23 protein-coding genes and 1 pseudogene are annotated in these 23,662 nt (G+C 59.1%); 8 read left to right on the forward strand and 16 right to left on the reverse strand.

What is annotated here, in order from left to right; all coding sequences use genetic code 11:
- Nucleotides 1-26: 26 nt before the first annotated feature.
- A complete protein-coding gene (locus JIO00_RS20850) occupies nucleotides 27-1,340 on the forward strand; it encodes a PQQ-dependent sugar dehydrogenase (RefSeq protein WP_077749785.1) in 1,314 nt (437 codons plus the stop codon).
- Between the two features lie 102 nt (nucleotides 1,341-1,442).
- On the opposite strand, the gene JIO00_RS20855 is transcribed toward JIO00_RS20850, so the two are convergent.
- The 6 genes from JIO00_RS20855 to JIO00_RS20880 form a co-directional block, all read right to left on the reverse strand.
- The gene (locus tag JIO00_RS20855) at nucleotides 1,443-2,096 is read right to left on the reverse strand and encodes an O-methyltransferase (RefSeq protein ID WP_154912293.1); all 654 of its coding nucleotides are present in this window, start codon (nucleotides 2,094-2,096) and stop codon (nucleotides 1,443-1,445) included.
- A 22-nt stretch (nucleotides 2,097-2,118) separates the two neighbouring features.
- Nucleotides 2,119-2,655 carry a C40 family peptidase gene (locus JIO00_RS20860; protein WP_200666766.1) on the reverse strand — a complete coding sequence of 179 codons (537 nt, stop codon included), beginning with the start codon at nucleotides 2,653-2,655 and terminating at the stop codon, nucleotides 2,119-2,121.
- Between the two features lie 219 nt (nucleotides 2,656-2,874).
- A complete protein-coding gene (locus JIO00_RS20865) occupies nucleotides 2,875-3,501 on the reverse strand; it encodes a C40 family peptidase (RefSeq protein WP_010456802.1) in 627 nt (208 codons plus the stop codon).
- Between the two features lie 213 nt (nucleotides 3,502-3,714).
- Complete coding sequence (gene hda / locus JIO00_RS20870; protein ID WP_010456804.1) at nucleotides 3,715-4,419, reverse strand: DnaA regulatory inactivator Hda; 705 nt, start codon at nucleotides 4,417-4,419, stop codon at nucleotides 3,715-3,717.
- A 230-nt stretch (nucleotides 4,420-4,649) separates the two neighbouring features.
- Nucleotides 4,650-5,723, reverse strand: a complete 1,074-nt coding sequence (locus tag JIO00_RS20875) for an AI-2E family transporter (protein WP_077749783.1) — start codon at nucleotides 5,721-5,723, stop codon at nucleotides 4,650-4,652.
- 38 nt (nucleotides 5,724-5,761) lie between these two features.
- Nucleotides 5,762-6,820, reverse strand: a complete 1,059-nt coding sequence (locus JIO00_RS20880; protein ID WP_200666768.1) for a DUF2066 domain-containing protein — start codon at nucleotides 6,818-6,820, stop codon at nucleotides 5,762-5,764.
- A 384-nt stretch (nucleotides 6,821-7,204) separates the two neighbouring features.
- Here JIO00_RS20880 and purM point away from each other — a divergent pair, with 384 nt between their 5' ends.
- Genes purM through JIO00_RS20895 form a run of 3 tightly spaced genes read left to right on the forward strand, consistent with a single transcriptional unit; the run spans nucleotide 7,205 to nucleotide 9,635 of the window.
- Nucleotides 7,205-8,263, forward strand: a complete 1,059-nt coding sequence (gene purM / locus JIO00_RS20885) for a phosphoribosylformylglycinamidine cyclo-ligase (RefSeq protein WP_200666770.1) — start codon at nucleotides 7,205-7,207, stop codon at nucleotides 8,261-8,263.
- The gene (purN, locus tag JIO00_RS20890) at nucleotides 8,263-8,913 is read left to right on the forward strand and encodes a phosphoribosylglycinamide formyltransferase (protein WP_010456811.1); all 651 of its coding nucleotides are present in this window, start codon (nucleotides 8,263-8,265) and stop codon (nucleotides 8,911-8,913) included. The genes purM and purN overlap by 1 nt, the downstream gene beginning before the upstream one ends.
- Before the next feature lie 8 nt (nucleotides 8,914-8,921).
- Nucleotides 8,922-9,635 (forward strand): DUF3108 domain-containing protein, encoded by a 714-nt coding sequence (locus JIO00_RS20895; protein WP_077749780.1) that lies wholly within the window; start codon nucleotides 8,922-8,924, stop codon nucleotides 9,633-9,635.
- 64 nt (nucleotides 9,636-9,699) lie between these two features.
- Here the strand turns inward: JIO00_RS20895 and JIO00_RS20900 are convergent, their stop codons facing one another.
- From JIO00_RS20900 to JIO00_RS20910, 3 genes and pseudogenes are all read right to left on the reverse strand, one after another.
- Nucleotides 9,700-10,878: a trans-sulfuration enzyme family protein gene (locus JIO00_RS20900; protein ID WP_077749779.1), complete on the reverse strand. Its 1,179-nt coding sequence runs from the start codon at nucleotides 10,876-10,878 to the stop codon at nucleotides 9,700-9,702.
- Nucleotides 10,875-12,252, reverse strand: a pseudogene (locus JIO00_RS20905) (pyridoxal-phosphate dependent enzyme). Before JIO00_RS20905 ends, JIO00_RS20900 begins: the two are co-directional and overlap by 4 nt.
- 149 nt (nucleotides 12,253-12,401) lie before the next feature.
- The gene (locus tag JIO00_RS20910; protein ID WP_010456819.1) at nucleotides 12,402-13,412 is read right to left on the reverse strand and encodes an amidohydrolase family protein; all 1,011 of its coding nucleotides are present in this window, start codon (nucleotides 13,410-13,412) and stop codon (nucleotides 12,402-12,404) included.
- 142 nt (nucleotides 13,413-13,554) lie between these two features.
- Here JIO00_RS20910 and JIO00_RS20915 point away from each other — a divergent pair, with 142 nt between their 5' ends.
- Nucleotides 13,555-13,971 (forward strand): OsmC family protein, encoded by a 417-nt coding sequence (locus tag JIO00_RS20915; RefSeq protein ID WP_010456822.1) that lies wholly within the window; start codon nucleotides 13,555-13,557, stop codon nucleotides 13,969-13,971.
- Nucleotides 13,972-14,032: 61 nt separating this feature from the next.
- A complete protein-coding gene (locus JIO00_RS20920) occupies nucleotides 14,033-14,893 on the forward strand; it encodes a pirin family protein (RefSeq protein ID WP_083376012.1) in 861 nt (286 codons plus the stop codon).
- A gap of 135 nt (nucleotides 14,894-15,028) precedes the next feature.
- Here JIO00_RS20920 and JIO00_RS20925 read toward each other — a convergent pair whose 3' ends face one another.
- From JIO00_RS20925 to JIO00_RS20940, 4 genes are all read right to left on the reverse strand, one after another.
- A complete protein-coding gene (locus tag JIO00_RS20925) occupies nucleotides 15,029-15,757 on the reverse strand; it encodes a dienelactone hydrolase family protein (protein ID WP_200666772.1) in 729 nt (242 codons plus the stop codon).
- Between the two features lie 66 nt (nucleotides 15,758-15,823).
- Nucleotides 15,824-17,728 (reverse strand): molecular chaperone HtpG, encoded by a 1,905-nt coding sequence (gene htpG, locus JIO00_RS20930; protein ID WP_102595537.1) that lies wholly within the window; start codon nucleotides 17,726-17,728, stop codon nucleotides 15,824-15,826.
- 81 nt (nucleotides 17,729-17,809) lie between these two features.
- Complete coding sequence (locus JIO00_RS20935; protein WP_010456830.1) at nucleotides 17,810-18,262, reverse strand: PaaI family thioesterase; 453 nt, start codon at nucleotides 18,260-18,262, stop codon at nucleotides 17,810-17,812.
- Nucleotides 18,259-18,735: a PaaI family thioesterase gene (locus JIO00_RS20940; protein WP_077749774.1), complete on the reverse strand. Its 477-nt coding sequence runs from the start codon at nucleotides 18,733-18,735 to the stop codon at nucleotides 18,259-18,261. Before JIO00_RS20940 ends, JIO00_RS20935 begins: the two co-directional genes overlap by 4 nt.
- Nucleotides 18,736-18,892: 157 nt before the next feature.
- Between JIO00_RS20940 and JIO00_RS20945 the strand changes: the two genes are divergently transcribed.
- The gene (locus tag JIO00_RS20945) at nucleotides 18,893-19,129 is read left to right on the forward strand and encodes a hypothetical protein (protein ID WP_102595532.1); all 237 of its coding nucleotides are present in this window, start codon (nucleotides 18,893-18,895) and stop codon (nucleotides 19,127-19,129) included.
- Nucleotides 19,130-19,197: 68 nt separating this feature from the next.
- On the opposite strand, the gene JIO00_RS20950 is transcribed toward JIO00_RS20945, so the two are convergent.
- Nucleotides 19,198-19,599, reverse strand: a complete 402-nt coding sequence (locus tag JIO00_RS20950) for an MAPEG family protein (RefSeq protein ID WP_010456836.1) — start codon at nucleotides 19,597-19,599, stop codon at nucleotides 19,198-19,200.
- Nucleotides 19,599-20,336, reverse strand: coding sequence for a DUF599 domain-containing protein (locus tag JIO00_RS20955; protein WP_010456838.1), 738 nt, complete (start codon nucleotides 20,334-20,336; stop codon nucleotides 19,599-19,601). The genes JIO00_RS20950 and JIO00_RS20955 overlap by 1 nt, the downstream gene beginning before the upstream one ends.
- Nucleotides 20,337-20,598: 262 nt before the next feature.
- On the opposite strand from JIO00_RS20955, the gene JIO00_RS20960 reads away from it, so the two are divergent.
- Nucleotides 20,599-21,870 (forward strand): hypothetical protein, encoded by a 1,272-nt coding sequence (locus JIO00_RS20960; RefSeq protein ID WP_200666774.1) that lies wholly within the window; start codon nucleotides 20,599-20,601, stop codon nucleotides 21,868-21,870.
- A gap of 90 nt (nucleotides 21,871-21,960) precedes the next feature.
- On the opposite strand, the gene brnQ is transcribed toward JIO00_RS20960, so the two are convergent.
- A complete protein-coding gene (brnQ, locus tag JIO00_RS20965; protein WP_010456842.1) occupies nucleotides 21,961-23,274 on the reverse strand; it encodes a branched-chain amino acid transport system II carrier protein in 1,314 nt (437 codons plus the stop codon).
- Nucleotides 23,275-23,662: the final 388 nt, after the last annotated feature.

A 23,662-nucleotide genomic window follows, 5' to 3' on the forward strand; every position in this document is an offset into this window, starting at 1 on the left:
TCAATGCATTCATAGGGAAGTCCAGCATGCGCAAGCCTCAGCTCGTTCTCGTCATCGCGCTCGCCGGAGGGCTCGCCGCCTGTGGTGAAACCTCCAGCCTGCAAGTCTCCGACGGCACCGGCCCGTCACCCAAGCTGCCCGAGCCGAACAAGACCCTGATCCCGACGGTGAATATCGCCCCGGCGATCGGCTGGCCGGAGGGTGCAAAACCCACCGCTGCGGCAGGCACTCAGGTAGCGGCATTTGCCGAAGGGCTCGATCACCCGCGCTGGCTCTACGTGCTGCCCAACGGCGATGTATTGGTGGCGGAAACCAATGCCCCTCCCAAACCCGATGACGGTAAAGGCATTCGCGGCTGGGTGATGGGCAAAGTCATGGGCCGCGCCGGCGCCGGCGTCCCTAGCCCCAACCGCATCACGCTGCTGCGGGACAAGGACCACGACGGCATCGCCGAAACCCGCACGGTGTTCCTGGAAAACCTCAATTCGCCCTTCGGCATGACCCTGGTCGGCAATGACCTGTATGTCGCCGATACCGACCGCTTGCTGCGCTTTCATTATGAAAATGGCGACACCGCAATCAAGTCGCAGCCGATCAAGGTGGTCGATCTGCCGGGCGGCACGCTGAATCACCACTGGACCAAAAACGTCATCGCCAGCAAGGACGGGAGCAAGCTGTACGTCACCGTCGGCTCCAACAGCAACGTCGGCGAAAACGGACTGGATCAGGAGGAAGGTCGTGCAGCGATCTGGGAAGTGGATCGCGCCACCGGCAATCACCGGATCTTCGCCTCGGGGATTCGTAATCCGAACGGCCTGGCCTGGGAACCTCAGACCGGCGCCCTGTGGACGGCGGTCAATGAGCGCGACGAAATCGGCAGCGACCTGGTGCCGGACTACATCACGTCAGTGAAGGACGGCGGGTTCTATGGCTGGCCCTTCAGCTACTACGGCCAGCACGTCGATATCCGCGTCGAGCCGCAAAACCCAGATCTGGTGGCCAAGGCCATTGCCCCGGATTATGCGGTCGGCCCACATACCGCATCGCTGGGCCTGTCGTTTGCCGAGGGCAACACACTTCCCGCGCAATTCAAGGAAGGCGCCTTCATCGGCCAGCACGGCTCCTGGAATCGCAAGCCGCACAGTGGCTATAAAGTGATTTTCGTCCCGTTCGCGGGTGGCAAGCCGACCGGCCAACCGGTTGATGTACTGACAGGCTTCCTCAACGAAGATGAAAAAGCCATGGGTCGGCCCGTAGGCGTGGTGATTGATCAGCAGGGCGCTTTGCTGGTGGCCGATGATGTGGGAAACAAGGTGTGGCGCGTCTCGGCCGCTAAATAGCCGCCCTGTAGGAGCGAGGCTTGCCCGCGAGGGCTGTAGGTCAGGCAACATCAATGTTGGATGTGCCGACGCCTTCGCGGGCAAGCCTCGCTCCTACAAGGATCAGCGTTTACGACAGAGCGTGAGCCCATCACCCAACGGCAACAACGACAGATCCACACGCGCGTCATCCTTCAAGGCGCGATTGAGCGCCTGGATGGCTCGGGTGTCTGCACTCTCGGGATTCTCCTCAAGCACCCGCCCACTCCACAGCGTGTTATCGAACACCGCCAGCCCGCCGACGCGCAGCAGACGCAGTGCATGCTCCAGATAGTTCGGATAGTTGGACTTGTCGGCATCAATGAAGATCAGGTCGAACGCCTCCGGCTGATCCAGCATGGCGAGCGTTTCCAGTGCAGGGGCCAGCCGCAGGTCAATTCGCTCGGCCAGCCCCGCTTCCTGCCAATAACGGCGTGCGATAGCGTTGTAGTCGCCGGGAATGTCGCAGCAAATCAGCGAACCGCCCTGCGGCAATGCAGCGGCCATGCACAGGGCGCTGTAACCGGTAAACGTACCGACTTCCAGCAAGCGCTTGGCACCAATGAGTTTGACCAATAACGCGAGGAACTGCCCCTGCTCCGGCGCTACCTGCCAGCGCGCCATTGGCATCGCCTGGGTTTCGTCGCGCAAGCGCTTGAGCAGCGGCGTTTCCCTCAGGGAAACGTCGAGCAGGTATTGATACAGGGCATCGTCGAGATTGAGAGTGCGAGCGGTCATGACAACCTCTTCGGACAGGACGCTACGGATTACGCGCCAGGTGTTCAGGCTGCAGAACGCGCTTGGCGCTCAGATAAGCCTTCTGCCAATAAGCCTTGGACAGGCTGTCGAGCTTCACCGTGCCGCCAGTGGCCGGCGCATGAACGAAGCGACCTTCACCGACGTAGATACCGGCATGACTGACCTGGGATCCGCCATTGGTGGCGAAGAAGATCAAGTCACCGGTTTGCAGGCCTTCCTTGCCGACGTTGGCCGCCTGCATGCTGATCATTTCTCGGGTGGTACGCGGCAGGGAAATACCGGTGACGTCATGGTAGACGTAACCGATCAGGCCGCTGCAATCGAAACCCGAATCCGGCGTGTTGCCCCCCCAACGATACGGCGTGCCCACCAGGCCCAGCGCGCGGAACAGCACGTCTTCTGCCTCGGGGGAAAAGGGTTGTGGGTTACCGAAAACAATGGGTACACGAACCACCGGCGCAGGCGGCGGTGTGCGACTGGCGCAGGCGCTGAGCAGCGCTGCGAAGAACATGATTGCGAGGCGGGCCGACATCGTCATAAGCAGAACATCCTGATCTGGCTGCGGCTTTTTCTGCCGGGAAGGCAGAAAAGAAAACCGCCTGCGCAGGACGCAGGCGGTTTGCCATCAATAATAGATCTGGATTCTAGCGGCTATGGGCCAAACTTCAAGTAAGACTTTAAGTTCGCCTTACAAAGTGTCCGCCTACTTCGTTGCGAAGAGGTAGTTGTCGCCACCCACGTGGCGACAGGTTAAGCCTTATTTGCGTGCAGTGACCACGGTCGGAGCCATCGCGAGGGCGCGTTTGGCTTCGATGAAGGTCTTGCTCCAGTAGCTGTCGCCCAGGCTGTCGACCCGGACACCACCGCTTTTGCGGCTGCTGGAATGGATGAACTGGTTGTCACCCAGGTAGATCCCGGCGTGACTGACACGACCACGACGACCATTGGTGGCGAAGAACAGCAGATCACCCGGCTTCAGCGCGCTGCGAGCTACCAGCGGAGCGTCGACGTTGATCATTTCGCGAGTGGAGCGCGGCAGGTTCATGCCGGCTTCTTCACGAAACAGATAACCGATGAAACCGCTGCAATCGAAGCCAGCCTCGGAGGTGCCGCCGAAACGGTAACGGGTACCGATCAGGGACATGCCACGCTCGAGGATGCTGTCAGCCAGAACCGGAAGCTGGTACGACTTGCCATCGGCGAAGTTTGCCAGTTCTTTATCGGTGGCTAGCTCTTCCTGGAAAAGAACGGAAGAAGACTGCGCAGTAACTGAATTCTTGACCTGCTGTTGTTGCTCTTGCTGAGTCACTGGGGAGTGGGCAGCGCAACCGAACAACAGGGTGACGAGTGCGAGAGGCACGAGGGGTGCGAAGCGCTTTAGCATGGGCACGACCGTGGCTGATAGTTGTAAAGAAGCCGAGACTATGCCCGCTATCATCCTCATTTGCAAATTCAATCGAACTTTATGTGACTTCCCGGTTTCGCGATTACATCTAAGCGCTTAAGCCCCATTTAGACACTCGCGCAGCCTGCACCCTGCAGGAAAGCGGATTTTCTGGCGCCTGAAATATGCCAAAAACCCCCGCCAAGCTTAGGTTTACCAGCCTAGGGTTTCTTTCAGGAACGGAATCGTCAGCTTGCGCTGAGCTTGAAGGGAGGCCTGATCGAGACGCTCAAGCAGCTCGAAAAGCGCGCTCATGCTGCGGGTACCACGAGTCAAAATAAAATGCCCGACTTCATCGGTCAGGTGCAGGCCGCGACGGGATGCACGCAGTTGCAAGGCGCGCAATTTGTCTTCGTCAGAGAGCGGACGCATCTGGAAGATCAGTGCCAGGGTCAGGCGCGATTTCAGGTCAGCCAGTTTCACCGGCAATTCACGCGGCGAGGTTGATGCAGCAATCAACAGACGCCGACCGCTGTCGCGCAGACGATTGAACAGATGGAACAACGCCTCTTCCCAATCCGCCCGGCCGGCCACGGCCTGCAAATCATCCAGGCAGACCAGTTCGTATTGTTCGAGGTTGTCGAGGATCGAGATGCCGCGGTCCAGCAGCTCGGCCAGCGGCAGATACACCGCCGGCTCCCCCAGTTGTTCGAAGCGCAGGCAGGCGGCCTGCAACAAGTGCGTGCGCCCTACCCCGTCCTTGCCCCAGAGATAAATCAGGCTTTCTGTCCAGCCGGCGTCGGCTTCGCATAGCCGCTCGACATAGCCGAGTGCAGCGGCATTGGCGCCTGGGTAGTAATTGATAAAGGTAGCGTCATCACGCAGACGCACACCTAGGGGCAGCTGAATCGGTTTCATGCTGACTGAACAGTTCCAAAGGAACCGTTAGTGGCCTCTGTGTAAAGTTTGCGAAGTTTATACCCGTGAGGCGGGTCGCACAATGCGACAGACCACAAGCAAAATCAAAGGTTTGCGTTAACGCCCTGGTTTCATGACAGTTTCTTTGGCGGCGCATGTGACAGCCGCGCGAGGGATACGGGCCGACCTGGCATGGAACCAGGCCGCCCGCCACAGGACTTCAACGACTCTTACAGCTCCGGTTCGTCGACACCACTGTAGATATCAGAATCCTTATACAAATCATGCACATGGCGCACCAGCACCATGATCACCGCCGCCACCGGCAACGCCAGCAACACGCCGGTAAAGCCGAACAGTTCGCCCCCCGCCAGAATCGCGAAGATCACCGCCACCGGGTGCAGACCGATACGATCGCCCACCAGCAACGGCGTCAGCACCATGCCTTCCAGTGCCTGCCCGACCATGAACACCGCAACGATGCCGATCATGGGATACAGATCGCCACCGAACTGGAACAGGCCGGCGATCAACGCCGCGCCGATCCCGATGACAAACCCCATGTACGGCACAATGGCCGCCAGGCCTGCGATCAGACCGATCAACAACCCCAGCTCCAGCCCCACCAGCATCAAGCCCGCAGCGTAGATCACGCCCAGCGCCAGCATCACCAGCAACTGCCCGCGTACAAATGCCCCCAGCACTTCATGGCATTCGCCCGCCAGGGTCACCACGCGTTCTTCACGATCACGGGGAAGCAGGCTGCGGATCTTGGCCATCATCAGGTCCCAGTCCCGCAGCAGGTAGAAACTCACGACAGGGATCAGCACCAGATTCGCCAGCCAGCCGATCAACGCCAGCCCGGACGCCGTCGCCTGACTCAGCACCACCCCGACGATGTCGGTGGTCTGGCCCATGTGTTCGCTGATCGCGGCCTTGAGCTTGTCGAACTTCCAGAAGTTATCCGACAGTCCGAATTTTGATTGCGCCCACGGCAGTGCAGTGTGCTGCAGCCAGTCGAGCATCTGCGGCGCCAGTTCATACAAGCGAAATAACTGCTTGGCGAGCATCGGCACCAGCACCAGCAGCAATGTGGTGAAGATCAAGGTGAACAGCGCAAACACCGCCACCACGCCCCAGGTGCGTGACAGACCGGCCTTTTCCAGCCGATCCACCAGCGGATCGAACAGATAGGCCAGCAGCAACGCAACCAGAAAGGGCGTCAGGATCGGATGCAACAACCAGACAAACACGCAGAGCAGAACCACCCCACCCAACCAGAACCAACGCCGCGTATCCGCCATGTACCACTCCATATGCATCTATATAAAGAAAGAAAACCTTACCAACGGAATCTCAGCTGTGGCACCGGTGCCGGGGTTGGTGCAACGACCGGCACCGCCCCCTCGGCTGGCTGCGCAGGCGCTGCCGGTGCAGGCGCCTCACCGGCTGGAACTTCCTGCAACTTCGAGAGGGACAGCTGCGAACGTAACTGCTCGGCGCTGCCATTGACCCGATACAGAATGCGCTCGCCATCAACCGTTTGCAGGCGCGCCCTAAAAGGCTCCAGCAAGCGTCCAAGGGCGGCGTAGCGTTCCAGGTTCATGCCCTGCACTTCCAGCAATTGTTCGCCCGAAGCGCCCGGCTTGACGACAAACCGCGGTGCCAGGCGCTCACTGACCGCCAGCATCACCGCATCGGCCACAGCAGCCTGATCCGCCCCCTGTACGCTGCCCGCCTCTTTCTTGTCGCCCAGCCACATGTTCCATTTGGCCTGCCACTGGCCACCCTCTTCCCGGGCATGCACCGCGAGCAAGGCATCGGCGTTGTAACGGTCCGAGGCAGCGCGCAACGGCGTTGCATCTGCCCCTTCAAGGTTGGGTGCCGTAGCCACCAGTTGCTCACTCAGGTCCGCCAACGGCAACCGCAACGGCAGACCACGATGCTGGGCTGCGCGACGCAACGGCGCGGCGCTGGACTGGCCATCGCCCACCAGGCTCGATCCCTCGGCGGAGTCGTTCAACCACCAACTCAGGATCGACGGCCGATTCGTCCCCCACAAAGACAACCCGGCGCGGCGCAAGGCTTGTTCGGTGCTGGCCGGGTCGAAATCGACTTTCAGCACTTCCGGCGGGCCGGCGTCGAAACCGTATTGACTGATGATCTGTTGCGGGTCTTTGCGCAGCGCCGCCAACCCCGGACTTTGCGCAGCCTTGGGATCACCGGTCAGGCGCAGCACCAGGGTGTCCAGCGCGCGCTGGGTCGCCTGGTCGCGCTCCTCAGACGATTGACTGCTGACAGGCTCGCGCACTTGATACAGGCCTTTGACGGTTTCGGCATGACTCGCCAGGCTGACCAGTGAAAAACAGCCTGCAAATAAAAATCTGGAAAAAAAACGCATGGGAGATTCCTGACGACGAGAGCGGCTGGAACAGACCGCATGAAGATGATCGAGCAAGGCTGTGACCACATCCCTGCGCAAAACATTCACCACGATCTGACTAAGTTTTTCGCACTGTCATAACGATAGACGGTTAATCGCGATACCTTATACAGCCATCGAGGCGGCGACCAACACGGGCAATAGAGGTTTTTTTCAGCCGATATGCCCCTGCCGTCGGCGTGAGGATGGCCGCTGCCCTTCAAGCCTGATAAAATCGCGCGCCTTCGCAGACCGGCAACAGCCGGGCACCCTGAAATTCGTGCAAGGCGCTCGCCTTCGTTTATTTCAGCGGTCCCACTGGACTCGGTCGTTACCCCTGAATCCCCCCTAAAGGCCTGGATCATGAGCAAGCAACCCTCCCTGAGCTACAAGGACGCCGGTGTAGACATCGACGCCGGTGAAGCATTGGTCGAACGCATCAAGAGCGTCGCCAAGCGCACTGCGCGCCCGGAAGTCATGGGCGGCCTGGGCGGTTTCGGCGCCCTCTGCGAAATCCCGGCCGGCTACAAGCAGCCCGTACTGGTTTCCGGCACCGACGGCGTGGGCACCAAGCTGCGCCTCGCTTTGAACCTGAACAAGCACGACAGCATCGGCATCGACCTGGTGGCCATGTGCGTGAACGACCTGGTGGTCTGCGGCGCCGAGCCGCTGTTCTTCCTCGACTACTACGCCACCGGCAAGCTGAACGTCGAAACCGCGACCCAGGTCGTGACCGGCATCGGCGCTGGCTGTGAACTGTCCGGCTGCTCCCTGGTCGGCGGCGAAACCGCTGAAATGCCTGGCATGTACGAAGGCGAAGACTACGACCTGGCCGGCTTCTGCGTCGGCGTCGTGGAAAAATCCGAAATCATCGACGGTTCGAAAGTCGCTGCCGGCGATGCCCTGCTCGCCCTGCCGTCTTCCGGCCCGCACTCCAACGGCTACTCGCTGATCCGCAAGATCATCGAAGTCTCCGGTGCCGATATCGAAAACATCCAGCTCGACGGCAAACCGCTGACCGACCTGCTGATGGCCCCGACCCGCATCTACGTGAAACCGTTGCTCAAGCTGATCAAGGACACCGGCGCGGTCAAAGCCATGGCCCACATCACCGGTGGCGGCCTGCTGGACAACATCCCGCGCGTACTGCCAAAAGGCGCCCAAGCCGTGGTTGACGTCTCAAGCTGGACCCGCCCTGCCGTGTTCGACTGGCTGCAAGAGAAAGGCAACGTCGACGAAAACGAAATGCACCGCGTGCTGAACTGCGGCGTGGGCATGGTCATCTGCGTGGCTCAAGAGCACGTTGAAACTGCCCTGAACGTCCTGCGTGAAGCCGGCGAGCAGCCATGGGTTATCGGTCAGATCGCCACCGCTGCCGAAGGCGCAGCCCAGGTTGAACTGAAGAACCTCAAGGCTCATTGATGTCCCAGACCTGTGATGTGGTGGTGCTGTTGTCCGGCACCGGCAGTAACTTGCAGGCCCTGATCGACAGCACGCGGACCGGCGACAGCCCGGTCCGCATCGCCGCGGTGATTTCCAACCGCGCCGACGCTTACGGCCTGCAACGCGCCAGGGACGCGGGTATCGACACCCGCTCCCTGGATCACAAGGCTTTCGAAGGCCGCGAAGCCTTCGATGCCGCGCTGATCGAACTGATCGACGCCTTCAACCCCAAACTCGTGGTACTGGCCGGTTTCATGCGCATTCTCAGCGCTGACTTCGTGCGCCACTACGCGGGTCGCCTGCTCAACATCCATCCCTCGCTGCTACCCAAATACAAAGGGTTACACACTCATCAGCGCGCGCTGGAAGCCGGCGACACGGAACATGGCTGCTCCGTGCACTTCGTCACCGAGGAACTCGATGGCGGACCACTGGTCGTACAGGCAGTAATACCGGTAGAGTTGCACGATTCGCCGCAGAGTCTGGCGCAGCGAGTCCATGTTCAGGAACACCTGATCTACCCGATGGCTGTACGCTGGTTTGCCGAAGGCCGTTTATCGCTCGGTGAGCAAGGTGCTTTACTGGATGGAAAGTTACTCGCGGCCAGCGGCCACTTGATTCGACACTAGGAGATTTTATGCGTCGCGCCCTGCTCTTCGCTTGCGCTCTGTTTGCCCTGCCTTTCGCGCAGGCTGCAGACCTTCAACCTTTCTCCGCCAGCTACACCGCCGACTGGAAGCAGCTGCCCATGAGTGGCACGGCTGAACGCAGCCTGACCCAGGGTGCCAACGGTGTCTGGAAGCTCAGCTTCAAGGCCTCGATGATGATCGCCAGCCTGACAGAAGAAAGCACCCTGACCCTGGACAAGGACACGTTGCTGCCCCAGTCCTACCACTTCGAACGCGGTGGTCTGGGTAAAGCCAAGAAAGCCGACCTGGACTTCGACTGGACCAACAAAATGGTCACTGGCACCGATCGCGGTGATGCGGTCAAGATCCCGCTGAACCGTGGCATGGTCGACAAATCCACCTATCAGCTGGCCCTGCAACACGATGTGGCCGCCGGCAAAAAAAGCATGAGCTATCAGGTCGTCGATGATGGCGAAGTCGATACGTATGACTTCCGCGTGCTGGGTTCGGAGAAAGTCGACACCAAGGCCGGCCAGATCGATGCGATCAAGGTCGAGCGCGTGCGCGACCCGACGCAAAGCAAGCGCATCACCGTCCTGTGGTTCGCCAAGGATTGGGATTACCTGCTGGTTCGCCTGCAACAGGTCGAAACCGATGGCAAGGAGTACAACATCATGCTCCTCGACGGTACGGTCAACGGCAAGGCTGTCAAAGGCAGCTGATCCGGGCCTGAACAAAAATCCGGAATCCCTCAGGGATTCCGGATTTTTTTATGCCTGCCGAACGTCAAATCCGCGCCAGCGCCTGAGCCAGGTCAGCGCGCAGATCCTCGACATCCTCGACCCCCACAGACAAACGCACCAGCGCATCGCCGATCCCGAGTTGTGCACGGGTGTCTGCGGGGATGGTGGCATGCGTCATGATTGCCGGATGCTCGATCAGGCTTTCCACCCCGCCCAGGCTCTCGGCCAGGGCAAATATCTGCACATTTTCAAGGAAGCGTCTGGCGCCAGCCAGGTCGCTGTTCAGGTCGAGGGAAATCATCCCGCCAAATCCACGCATCTGCTGTCGAGCCAATTCGTGCTGCGGGTGCGACGGCAAGCCCGGATAGTAAACGCGTGCCACTTGCGGCTGACGCTCCAGCCATTGCGCAAGCTCCAGCGCGTTACTGCAATGACGCTCCATGCGCAACGCCAGGGTCTTCACGCCGCGCAGGGTGAGGAACGCGTCAAACGGCCCGGCGATGGCTCCTACCGCGTTCTGCAAAAAGCCCAGGCGCTCGGCCAGTTCGGCGTTCTGCCCTACCACCGCAATGCCGCCGATCACGTCGGAGTGGCCGTTCAGGTACTTGGTCGTCGAGTGCACCACGATATCGAAACCCAACTCCAGCGGGCGCTGGATCCATGGGCTGGCGAAGGTGTTGTCGGCGACACAGAGGATGCCGCGCTCGCGGCAGATACGCGCAATGGCGGCGAGATCAGAAAGGCGCAGCAAAGGATTGCTCGGCGTCTCGACACAGACCATCCGCGTGTCGTCCTGCAACGCCGCTTCGAAGGCGGACAGGTCGGTCAGGTCGACGTAGCTGAAGCGATGCCCGGCGCTGCGCTGACGGACTTTGTCGAACAGACGAAACGTTCCGCCGTACAGGTCGTTGCCGGAGACGATGTGCGCGTTGGCATCAAGCAGTTCGAGCACCGTGGAAATCGCCGCCAGCCCGGAGGCAAAGGCGAAGGCCCGGGTGCCGCCCTCGAGGTCCGCCACGCAACGCTCCAGCGCAAAGCGCGTCGGATTGTGCGAGCGGCCATAGTCGAGGCCCTTATGCACGCCGGGGCTTTGCTGCAAGTAAGTGGAGTTAGCGTAGATCGGCGGCATCAGCGCCCCGGTGGAGGGATCCGGCGTCTGTCCGGCATGGATCACTCGGGTGCCGAAGGCGCGGGGCGCGCCGGATTCATCGTGCTGACTCATGTAAGCGATCTCCGTAAGTGATTAAGCAGGTCGACTCGCGTAATCAGGCCATGGAAGCCCGAGGCATCGGCGATGATCGCCACCAGACCACGATCGAGCTCCGCCTGCAGTTCGGCCAGACTGGCGTTTGCCGGCAGGGTTTGTAACTTGTCAGTCATGGCGCTGGCTACGGGCATGCGCAAGTGCGAAGCGTCTTCGTGCACGCCCAGCAGAATATCGGATTCGTCGATCACGCCGACCAGCCGCTTGCCGTCCGCCAGCACCGGCAATTGCGATACATCCGCCAGGCGCATGCGCTGGAAGGCGGTGAGCAGCGTGTCGTCGGGGCCGACGCTGATGACGCGGCCATCCTCGAAACGCCGCGCGATCAGGTCGCGCAGATCGCCGTAGCGCTTGTATTGCAGCAGGCCCTGATCGTTCATCCACTGGTCGTTGTAGACCTTCGACAGGTAACGGGTGCCGGGTGTCGCAGACGAAGCTGACCACCCGTTTCGGCTCGGTCTGCTCGCGACAGTAACGCAACGCCGCCGCCAGCAAAGTGCCAGTCGAGGAACCGCCGAGAATGCCTTCGGCGCGCAGCAATTGACGGGCGTGATCGAAGCTTTCCTCGTCGCTGATCGAATAGGCGTGGCGCACGCTGGAAAGGTCGGCAATCGATGGAATGAAGTCTTCGCCGATGCCTTCCACCGCCCATGAACCGGCCTTGCCGAGGGTGCCGCTGCGGCTGTACTCGGCCATCACCGAACCGACCGGATCGGCCAGCACCATTTCCAGGTTCGGTTGCACGCGTTGAAAGAAGCGCGTCAGCCCGGTCAGGGTGCCGGCCGAACCGACGCCGACGACAATGGCATCCAGATCATGCTGGGTCTGTGCCCAGATCTCCGGCGCGGTGCTGCATTCGTGGGCCAGCGGATTGGCCGGGTTGTTGAACTGGTCGGCGAAGAACGCATCGGGTATCTCCTGCGCCAGCCGCGCCGCCACGTCCTGATAGTAGTCGGGATGGCCCTTGCCGACGTCGGAACGGGTGATGTGCACCTCGGCGCCCATGGCCTTGAGGTGCAACACCTTCTCGGTGGACATTTTGTCCGGCACCACCAGCACCACTCGATAGCCTTTGGCACGGCCGACCAGGGCCAGGCCGAGGCCGGTGTTGCCGGCGGTGGCTTCGACGATGGTGCCGCCGGGTTGCAGACGGCCATCGCGTTCGGCGGCATCGATCATCGCCAGACCGATGCGGTCCTTGATCGAACCGCCGGGGTTCTGTGATTCGAGTTTGAGAAACAGCGTACACGGGCCGGTATCGAAACGGCTGACGCGCACCAGCGGCGTATTGCCGATCAGTTCAAGCACGGCAGGGCGGGAGTCGTTTGGCATGTCGTTACCTCGCTGCGAGAATCCGCACTGGATGGACAGCAACCGGCATCGGGTCTTCGTGCGCCAGTCACCAGTAATGCCTCGCAAGGAACATAGGCAGGGAATGCGCTATCCGCAACCGTGCGCAGCCAACCGGTAGCGTCGCAGCCTTAACGGTTGCGCGGCAGAATCGACAGAAAATTGTCCCGCGCGACTTTTCTCGCCACCTGCTCAGGCAAGGCGTCGAGAAACGGGTCGAAGCTGCGCATTTCCTTACCCAGCTTGTTGAAACGTCCCACCACATCAGAGCCGAGCATGAAGCGATCCGGGAAGCGCTCCACCAGCCCCAGCCAGGCTTCAGAAGGCTTGCCCTGCTCATCCAGCAGGTATGGCGTCAGCATGCTCCAGGACAGGTCGATGTACAGATTGGGGTAGGCCTCGAGCATTCGACTCAGGGTCGGCAACAGAAAATCCAGTCGGGTTTGATGCCGATGGACCTCGGCGCTGGTGCCTGCGTGCGCCCAAATGAATCGTGTATGCGGATGATTACGCAACGGCTCCTCGACTTCCGACAGGTACAGCGGATTTTTCTCACGCTTGGAGGTGATGTTGGAGTGCAGCATCACCGGCAAGTCGTTCTCCGCCGCGAGGTGATAGATCCGCGTCATCGCTTCGTTGTTGGCCCGTGGCGTGTCGCCAGCGGTCAGCGCGGTCAGGTCATCATGCCGGGTAAACACTTCGCCGATCCCCTGCCACAGCCCCGGATTGAGATCGAGCATTCGCTGGATGTGCGCTGCGGAGTTTTTGTCGTTGGGGTTGAAACCGGACAGGAACGGGTGAAAGCGCTGACGCTGCTCGGGGGTCAATTTGTTTACCGCTGCCGCGACGATCACATCCGTCGCGCTGTACCAATAGGCATCGGCGTCATCACCGGCGTAATAGCGCGGGCGCTTCGGTTCGTCTTCGTGCCATTTCTTCGCCACCGGGATCCCGGAAATCATCACATGATCAATGGCATTGTCGTCCATGGCCTTGAGCAATGTCGGCATGCCGGCGGTTTCCTGAAAAAAGTCCACGTAATGCAGGTGCGCATCGCTGTAGGCGTATTCGCGTGCATTGACGTAAGCACTGGATAGCACCAGCAAACAGGCAAGGCTCAAACGGAACAGGGGCACGGGCATTCTCCGGGGGCAGGAAAGACGTAGACCTTTGCACACTCAAGACGGTTCAGCCGGTAAGAAAGTGGAACGCGCATCATCAGGAATGCTCTATAACTTCGAGGTCTATTTTGATCGAATGACTTTTTAGCCTGGGAGGCTCCCAATGACCGTTACCGTCAATACCGTTTCCGCCGAAGGTTTTCGCCACAGTGTCCAGATCGATGACCACGAGCTTTTTGCCGATGTGCCGACCACGTCTGGCGGCGAAGGCTCGGCCCCTGAGCCACACGACTACTTCGACGCGGCCCTGGGTGCCTGCAAGGCCCTGACACTGAAGCTGTACGCAAAGAAGAAAGACATTCCGCTGACCGGCGTCACGGTTGAAGTCAAACGTGACAACAGCGAAGAGCAGAAAGGCAAATATGCCCTGCACGTCAAACTGACCCTCAAGGGCGTGCTCACCGACGCCCAGCGCGACGAGTTGCACCGCGTGGCGGACCGCTGCCCGGTACACAAGCTGATGACCAGCACCGAGGTGAGCATCGAAACCCATCTCTCCGAGGGTGCCTTCAGCCAATAGCGGCAAGGGCTGCGCAAGCGGGTTATGCTCCACGCGTCACCCGCTCAGCCTGGAATGCACCATGAACACGCCACTCGTGATCCGCCCTCGCGCCGAAGATGTCGAGGGCCAACCGATTCTGCGCCCGCTGCCGTCAGCCAAATGCCGCAGCGTCGGGCCTTTCGTCTTTTTCGACCACATGCTCGAAACCCGTTATGCGGCGGGAACAGGCATGAACATCCGTCAGCACCCGCACATTGGCCTGTCCACCCTCACGTATTTGTTCGAAGGAAAAATCCAGCACAAGGACAGCCTCGGCTCCGATCAGGTGGTCGATGCTGGCGATGTCAGCTGGATGACGGCGGGCAGTGCAATTGCTCACGTTGAACGCACGCCTGAAACCTTGAAGGAAAGCGGCTTCACGATGCACGGTTTGCAGGTTTGGCTCGCCTCCCCCAAGACGCAGGAACAGGGGCCCGGCCACTACAGCCATCATCCGGCGGCGACGTTGCCGGTCAGCGATAACCTTGGCGTGAAGATCCGCATGATTGCCGGGTCAGGCTTTTGCCTGGAATCGCCGGTGCCGGTGCTTTCTCCTACGCTGTATGCGGAATTGAACCTGCAAACGGCGACCACCTTGCTGATCCCGACCGAGCATGAAGAGCGGGCACTGTACGTGCTCAGCGGCGACGCACAGCTTGATGGCGAGCTGCTGGAGCCGCATGCGCTGGTGGTGCTGCCTGCCGGAGAGGAAATGACGTTGTTCGCCGAGAGCGACTGTCATGCCGTGCTGTTTGGCGGGGCACCGCTGGACGGGCCGCGGCGAATCAACTGGAATTTTGTGGCGAGCGATCCGGCGGCGATCGATGAAGCGCGACGACGCTGGGCGGCTGGGGATTGGCCGACGGTGCCGGGGGAAAGCGAGCGGATCGAGCTGCCTTAGCATCGTCGGTAGCAGTAACACCGCCATCGCGAGCAGGCTCACTCCTACAAGGGAGAATGCATTCCAATTGTAGGAGTGAGCCTGCTCGCGATGAGGTCGGCCCTGACACCGAAAGTGTCAGGGCGGAATCAGCTATCAGTCTTTAAAAACTTCATCCAGCAGATTGTGCATCGACGTAAACGCCCGAGCCGCCGTCTTCGCGTCATACATCATCTTGCCCGGCACATTCGCATGCGGGTCAGTAAACGAATGCACCGCGCCGCCGTAACTCAGCAGTTGCCAATCCACGCCCGCCGCATTCATTTCCTCTTCAAACGCCGGCAATTGCTCTTTCGGCACCAGCGGGTCGGATGCACCGTGCAACACCAGCACCGAGCCCTTGATGGTTTTAGCATCGTTGACGTTCGGCGTATCCAGCGTGCCATGGAACGAAACCGCCGCTTTTACCGGCGCCCCCGTGCGGGCCAGTTCCAGTGCGCAGCAACCGCCGAAGCAGAAACCGAAGGTCGCCAGTTTCGAGGTATCAACCGCCGCCTCGCCCTGCCCTTGCAACTGTTCGAACGCCGCTTGCATGCGCTTGCGCAGCAAGGCGCGGTCGTTCTTCAGGGGCATCATCGCTGCACCCGCCTCGTCGCCATTCTGTGGACGCACCGACTGGCCGTACAGGTCGGCGATCAACACCACATAACCCTTGGCCGCCACCGATTTGGCGATCTCCTCGGCACCGGCGCTGACACCCATCCAGTTCGGCGCCATCAACAGACCGGGACGCGGGCCTTTGTGGTCGGCATCGAACGCCAGACGGCTTTCATACGACTGGCCATCATGCTGATAAGCGACGGAACGAACAGTGATTTGGCTCATGACTAACTCCCAGTAAAAGACACCAGAATGAAAAAACCCGCCGAAGCGGGTTTTTTTACAACTCGGTTAAACCGACAGTTCAACCAGCAGCTTGTTGAGGCGGCGCACATACGCGGCCGGGTCTTTCAAGCTGTCGCCGGCTGCCAGTGCCGCCTGATCGAAGAGAATGTGCGACAGGTCGCCGAAGCGCTCGTCGCTCTGCTCGTTGTCGAGTTTCTCGATCAGCGGGTGAGCCGGGTTGAATTCGAAGATCGGCTTCGAATCCGGAACCTTCTGACCGCTGGCTTCGAGGATCTGACGCATCTGCATGCCCAGGTCCTGCTCGCCGATGGCCAGGATCGCCGGGGAATCGGTCAGACGGTGGGAAACCCGTACTTCAGCGACGGATTCGCCCAGTGCAGTTTTCAGACGCTCAACCAGGCCCTCTTTGGACTTGGCAACTTCTTCCGCGGCTTTCTTGTCTTCTTCCGAATCCAGGTTGCCCAGGTCCAGGTCACCGCGCGCCACGTCGACAAAGCTCTTGCCGTCGAAGTCGCTGAGGTAGCTCATCAGCCACTCATCAATGCGGTCGGTCAGCAGCAGCACTTCGATGCCTTTCTTGCGGAAGACTTCCAGGTGCGGGCTGTTCTTGACTTGCGCGTAGGTTTCGCCGGTCAGGTAGTAGATCTTGTCCTGACCTTCCTTGGCGCGCGCCAGGTACTCGGCCAGACCCACAACCTGCTCGCCTTCTTCACCCTGAGTGGAGGCGAAACGCAGCAGGCCAGCGATTTTCTCTTTGTTGGCGAAGTCTTCTGCCGGGCCTTCTTTCATGACCTGGCCGAAGTTCTTCCAGAAGCCTTTGTATTGCTCAGGCTCGTTCTTCGCCAGTTTTTCCAGCATGTCCAGAACGCGCTTGGTCAGCGCCGACTTCATGGAGTCGATGATCGGGTCCTTCTGCAGGATTTCCCGCGACACGTTCAGCGACAGGTCGTTGGAATCGACCACGCCTTTGATGAAGCGCAGGTACAGCGGCAGGAACGACTCGGCCTGGTCCATCACGAATACGCGCTGTACATACAGCTTCAGGCCTTTCGGCGCTTCACGCTGGTACAGATCGAACGGAGCACGGGTCGGCACGTACAGCAGCGAGCTGTATTCGAGCTTGCCTTCGACCTTGTTATGGCTCCAGCTCAGCGGATTTTCGAAGTCATGAGCGATGTGTTTGTAGAACTCCTGGTATTCCTCGTCCTTGATCTCGGTGCGAGGACGAGTCCACAGGGCGCTAGCGCGGTTGACGGTTTCCCATTCAACTGCAGGCTTCTCTTCACCTTCGACAGCTGCCACTTCTTTCGGCAACTCGATCGGCAGAGCGATGTGGTCGGAGTACTTCTTGATGATGTTGCGCAGACGCCAGCCATCGGCGAATTCGTCTTCACCGGATTTCAGGTGCAGGACGATACGGGTGCCGCGCTCGGCTTTCTCAACGGTGGCAACTTCAAAATCGCCTTCACCTTTGGACGACCAATGCACGCCTTCGCTGGCAGCAGAACCGGCACGACGGCTGAACACGTCAACTTTGTCAGCGACGATGAAGGCCGAGTAGAAACCGACACCAAACTGACCGATCAGGTGCGAGTCTTTCTTCTGATCGCCAGACAGGTGTTTCATGAAATCAGCAGTGCCGGATTTGGCGATGGTCCCCAGGTGGGTAATCGCGTCTTCACGGCTCATGCCGATGCCGTTGTCTTCGAGGGTGACGGTCTTGGCGTCCTTGTCGAAGCTCACACGGATTTTCAGTTCGGCGCCACCTTCCAGCAGTTCAGGCTTGGACAGGGCTTCGAAACGTAATTTGTCGACAGCGTCAGAGGCGTTCGAGATCAATTCGCGAAGGAAAATTTCCTTGTTGGAATACAGCGAATGGATCATGAGGTGCAGCAGTTGCTTCACCTCGGTCTGGAAGCCCAGGGTTTCCTTTTGAGTTTCCACACTCATGGTCATCAAACTCCAATCAGATGGCAGTGGCCGCGACCTGAAGGGTCGGCGGCGGGTTGTCATCAGAGTTTGGGGCTGAGTTCAGGATTTCAAGGGCTCTTCAATTTTGAAATGACCGCGGGCGGTGGCAATCGGCTCGGCTTCGGTGGTTTGCCAGGCTGTAATCGCCACGTTTGCCACGCGTCGGCCCTGGCGGCAAACCTGACATTTGGCCCAGGTATCGCGAAACTGCCCGGCTCGCAGGTAGTCGAGGGAGAAATCGATGATCTTCGGTACACCGGGCGAGCCGGTGAAAATCAGCAGGTGCAGCGCTGCGGACAGCTCCATGAACCCGGCGATCACCCCGCCATGGATGGCCGGCAGTAAAGGGTTACCAATGTTGTCCTTGTTGGCCGGCAAGCGAAACAGCAGCTCATCCCCGACACGGGAACACTCGATGCCGATCAGTTTGGCGTAAGGCAGCAGGTGCAGCAGCGAGGCATAGTCCCCCTGCGCGTGGGCTTGCTGGAGTTGCTCCTTGAAAGAGTCAGTCATTTCGCACCTCCGGCGATTGCACCGCCAAAACCCTTGGCGCCTTTGACGGCTTTGCCCATGCGCATGAACGTGCCGACGACATGGGCGATGGGCTGCTCGGGATCGTCCTGGTAGGCAAAGCCTCGGGCGAAGATCACGTCGGTGGTCACCCGGTAGCATTGGGCGAAACCGTAGACATCCTTATGCGGCTCGGCGGCGTGCATGTAGTCGATGCGCAAATCGAGGGTCGGGCAGACTTCAAATTCGGGCAGGACGCAGAGGGTCGACATGCCACACGCGGTGTCCATCAGCGAGGTCAAAGCCCCGCCATGGATCACACCGGTCTGCGGGTTGCCGACGATTTGCGGGCTGTACGGCAGGATGACCGTCAGCCCTTCGTTGCTGGCGCTATGAACCCGCAAACCCAGCACCTGACAATGCCTGAGTGCCGAAAGAAATCGCGTCGCGCGCTCAAAAACGGGGTTTTCGGCCATGTGATAAACACTCTTCTTAATAGTCGGAAATCGTATTCGGCGTATTCGTAAAAGTTCCCGCAGGAATATTCTTATATATCTGAACGATTTGAGGAACTTAACCCTGAGGGCTGTGCTCGAAAGGCCAGTAGATATTTTCCATAAGGAGATACACCCCATGCGTAAGACTTTAGCTATTGCCTTGATGTTGACCGCTTCCCTCGGTCTCGCTGCTTGCGATAAAAAATCCGAGGACAAAGCTCAAGATGCTAACCAACATGCTGAGCAAGCCCAGCAAGACATGAACAAAGCTCAGGATAAAGTGAACGACGCTGCGAAAGAAAACGCCGAAGCTGCCAAAGCTCAGGCCGAATCGAACGAAGCCGCAGCAAAAGAAGAAGCACCTAAAAACTAAAATCGTTTTTAGCGTGATAAAAGAAAACCCGCCAAGTGCGGGTTTTCTTTTGCCTGTCATTCGGCCCGTCAGAGCAAAACAGTTCTAAAAGTCGGACTAATCATCAACAGCAACGAACACACTAGTCCGACGATCCATACCAGGCTGCGCTGCCAGGCAAGATCCGCCCAATAGCACAGTAAATAAATGATTCGGGAAATCACAAAGATGATGGCCAGCGAATCGATCAGCCACCCCGCCGTCTGCGTGGTGTGCGCCATCAACACCCCCACCGCAAACAATATGAACGCCTCGAAGCTGTTTTGATGCGCCGCCACTGCACGGGCGCCGAAACCTGTGAGTTGCGCCTGTTGCTGACGCGGCAGGTGATTGTTGTAACCGCCCTGCTCTTTCATGGCCTTGGTCACGGGCATGCGGGCCACGTAGATCAGCAAGGCGCTGATAAACACGCACCAGAACGGAATACTCATCAAGCGGCCTCTTTATTGGCTTCGGGCAATGGCGCCTCTGTAGGGGTATAGACCATCACATCGAGAACGTCGGAATGAAACTCCCGGCGATACAACACCAGCACCACGCCAGCACTCATCAACATGAACAGCCATGGGCTGACGAACCAGGCCAGCATGGTCATGCCAAAGTAGTAAGAACGCAGGCCAAAGTTGAACTGGTTGGCCGCCATGGAAATTACCCGGGCGGCTCGGGCGGCGAAGGCTTTGCGCTCTTGTTCGGACACGTGACGTTCGCCAATCATCGGCGCCGACCCGATCAAAATGGCGGCGAAGTTGTACTGGCGCATGCACCAGCTGAAGGTGAAGAACGCATAGACAAACACCAGCGCCAGGCACAGTAACTTGATCTCGGACATCCCCTGCGACGCCTGTTGCACCATCGGAATATCCGCCAGCAACGACACGGCCCGTTCCGACGCACCGAGTACGGTGAGAATGCCAGCCAGGATAATCAGCGTGCTGGAGGCAAAGAACGAGGCGTTACGCTCCAGGTTGCCGACCACGCTGGCGTCGGCGATGCGGTTGTCGCGCAAGAGCATGCGGCGCATCCAGTCTTCACGGTACAGGTGCAGCACACTGGCCAGGCATGCGGTGTCGCGGCCCTTCCATGAGGCATAGCGGGTGTAACCGCCCCAGCAGATGACAAACCACAGCGCGGCAACGATGTGGATGATATTGGCGTGGATGAACGACATGCAGGTCCTTAAACGTGGGCTGAAGCTGAGTTTTCAATACGAATTGGCTGTGCAAGGCAACCACTACCTCTCGCGTTCAACGTTACATAAGCGCTTGTTCAATGCAAAGTCGAAAAAGGGCGCACTTCATTAAATTCTATCGATTGAACATCATCAATAGCTGTCATATTTGACAGCTATTCAGCCTTATTTTTACCGGTTAGCCTCCAAGGTATCGCTTGTAGCCTCTTGAACTTTATCAATCGGCACCTGGAGAATTCCTATGCTCAGCCCCAAAAAAAAATCAGCCGCGGCTCCTGATGAACAATGGCTTGATCCGTTTTTTGGGGAGGCTGGCGTAGCCTATCAATTTTCTGCAGGAAGTGACCCACTGCAAATTATTTCCAGAAGACCCGACGAAAAGTTACTTCTGGCAGGCGGCGTCTACTGGGAAGGTCATCAAGACTTCCAGCTTGTACAACTGCTGGAAAATGGCAGCCGGGATCCTGATTTTGCGGATGACGGAATACTCAAGGGCGGGTTTAAGGTTGGATCTCGGGCCTCTCTACACGGCGCCCAACTTTACAAAGATGGGAAGATCCTGGTCATTGGTACACACCGCGACGATATTGAGTATCTTGCTTTCGCGCGCTTTCTCGAAAACGGCAAACCTGATGACACGTTTGGCGATGAAGGTCTGGTACTGAATCCCTACCCAACCCACTTGAGTAACCTGGCCGTTTCAACCAGACCCCATCTTTCAATGACTCAACCAACCTCCAACACTGCAATCGGTCCAAATGGCGAGATCATAATGGCGGGTTGGATGAGCATCTTTCGATACGACCCAGACGGTAAACTTGATCTGTCATTTAACGGAAGCGGCAGCATCAATGTCGATTTCGTCATCCATGCAGTCGGCGCGTCCGCTGATGGCGCCATTACTGTCGTCGGATCCAGCTCCGTAGGCTTTAGCCCTCAGAACGAAGGTATCGTCGCCCGCTTCAAAGCTGATGGAACTCCAGACAATTCCTTTGGGACGAGCGGCATCACGAGAATCCGCATCGACGAAGCCGATACAGTATTTTCAGGCCTGTTACTGCGCGAAGATGGCAGTACGTTCGTGACTGGCTCGTTGGACCGAACCCCGAACGATGTTTGGGGCAACGGCCGCCGGGGAGTGCTTGCAGCGTTTAATGGAAATGGTTGGCCGAATCTTGTTTTCAACGGTGGCAAAGCGGTGGTGTCCGAGTTGCCATCAAGCGCAGCCAACGCATGGTCTGACATTGGCGGAGACCCTGCACATGGAATTGTCGTCGTTGGCCTGTCAGGCGCGAGAAGCAGGGAGAGTACGCTGATCGCCCGTTATGAGGCTACGGGAAAACTCGACATCACGTTCGGCGACGAAGGCTTTCTGAATACCCGCTTTGGAAAAGATTACGAGTTCTGGAAGTCGGTGGTTGTGCAACCCGATCAAAAAATCATTGCTTCGGGTGATTGCCGGTATTTTTTTGACAGGGCGACTGTAGCGCGGTTTCTAGCCACCAGAGAGTAGTAACTGGTGATAAAAAAATGCCCCGTATCGATTGATACGGGGCATTTCTATAGAGACTCAAGACCCGCTTGTGGCGGGCCATGAAGCAACTTAAGCCAGCACTTCTTCGCGCTTGCCCAGCAGACGATCGCAAACCACCGCAACCACCAAGGTCATCACCGACGGCACCAGCCACGCCAGACCTTGCTCGCTCAGCGGCAGGTGGGACAGCTGAGCTGGCATCCAGTCCGCCAGACCCGCCCCCTTGAGCGCATCGATCATGCCGAAGATGAACGACACCAACATCACGGGGCCAACGATACGGCCCTGTTCATGCCAGAAGTCTTTGCAGAAGCTCAGCGCTACCAGGGCGATGCACGGCGGGTAAATCGCCGTCAGTACCGGGATCGAGAACGCAATCAGCTTGGTAAGGCCCAGGTTGGACACAAACAGGGAGAACACGGCGAGGATGATGACCAATGTCTTGTAGGACAGTGGCAGCACACGGCTGAAGTATTCGGCGCATGCACACGTCAGACCGACCGCCGTGACCAGACAGGCCAGGGAGATCAGCACCGCCAGGAAACCGCTGCCCAAAGAACCAAAGGTGTGCTGAACATAGGCGTGCAACACCGCGGCACCGTTGGCTGCACCGGCCGCCACTTCATGGCTGCCGGAACCGAGACGAAACAGGCTGACATACACCAGCGCCAGGCCCACGCCGGCAATCAGCCCGGCAATGATCGCGTAGCGGGTGATCAGCGCTGGTGACTCGACGCCACGGGAGCGGATCGCGTTGACGATGACGATGCCGAACACCAGCGCGCCAAGGGTATCCATGGTCAGGTAACCGTTGATGAACCCTTGGGAGAACGGCGCCGCGACATACTCAGGCGTCGCCACGCCGATGTCACCGGCAGGCAGCGCAAATGCGGCGATGCCGAGTGCGGCCAGGGCGATGATCTTCAGGGGGGCGAGGAAACGTCCTACGGTATCCAGCAAACGGCCCGGATAGAGCGAAATGAAGAACACCAGCAGGAAGTACACCGAGCTGTAGAGGAACAGCGCCAGCGGGCTTTCGCCGGTCAGCGGCGCCAGACCCACTTCGAACGATACGGTCGCGGTACGCGGCGTGGCGAACAGCGGGCCGACCGCGAGGTAGCACGCAGCGGCCAGCAGGCCGCCGGCGATTTTGCCGATCGGGCTGCTCAAGGCATCCATCGCACCACCGACCTTGGCCAACGCAACCACGGTGATCACCGGCAAACCGACTGCCGTGATCAAGAAGCCTAGCGCCGCCATCCAGACATTGGGCCCGGACTGCAAACCGACGATAGGCGGGAAGATGATGTTGCCAGCCCCGACAAACAGGGCAAACGTCATAAAACCAAGTGCCAGGATGTCCTGACCTTTCAAGACTTTCATTAAGGAAATACCACACTACTGAATCGGAATTTAGAGAGGGATTTCCCTGAGGGGTGAGGGAAATGCTGTCGGTCCGTATAGGACTGACCCGTTTAGCGCGACGCTTCCTTGTGGGACGCAAACGCAAAAATGGCGGCTAGCCTAACGAATTTGCCCGACAAACGCACTGTTAAGGGGCGATCTATCCGATACGCGACATTTCCGTGTCGCGTTTACATATCTAATTTACCTAAGAAGAGCCCCGTGGCGAGGGAACTTGCTCCCGCTCGGCTGCGCAGCAGTCGTAAATCCATTGCATGCGGCGTACCGGACAATCTTCGACGGCCTGTTTTGGGGCCGCTTCGCAGCCCAGCGGGAGCAAGCTCCCTCGCCACAAAAAGCACTGCAA

The organism is Pseudomonas sp. SW-3 (assembly GCF_016615645.1).
Lineage (GTDB): Bacteria > Pseudomonadota > Gammaproteobacteria > Pseudomonadales > Pseudomonadaceae > Aquipseudomonas > Aquipseudomonas mandelii.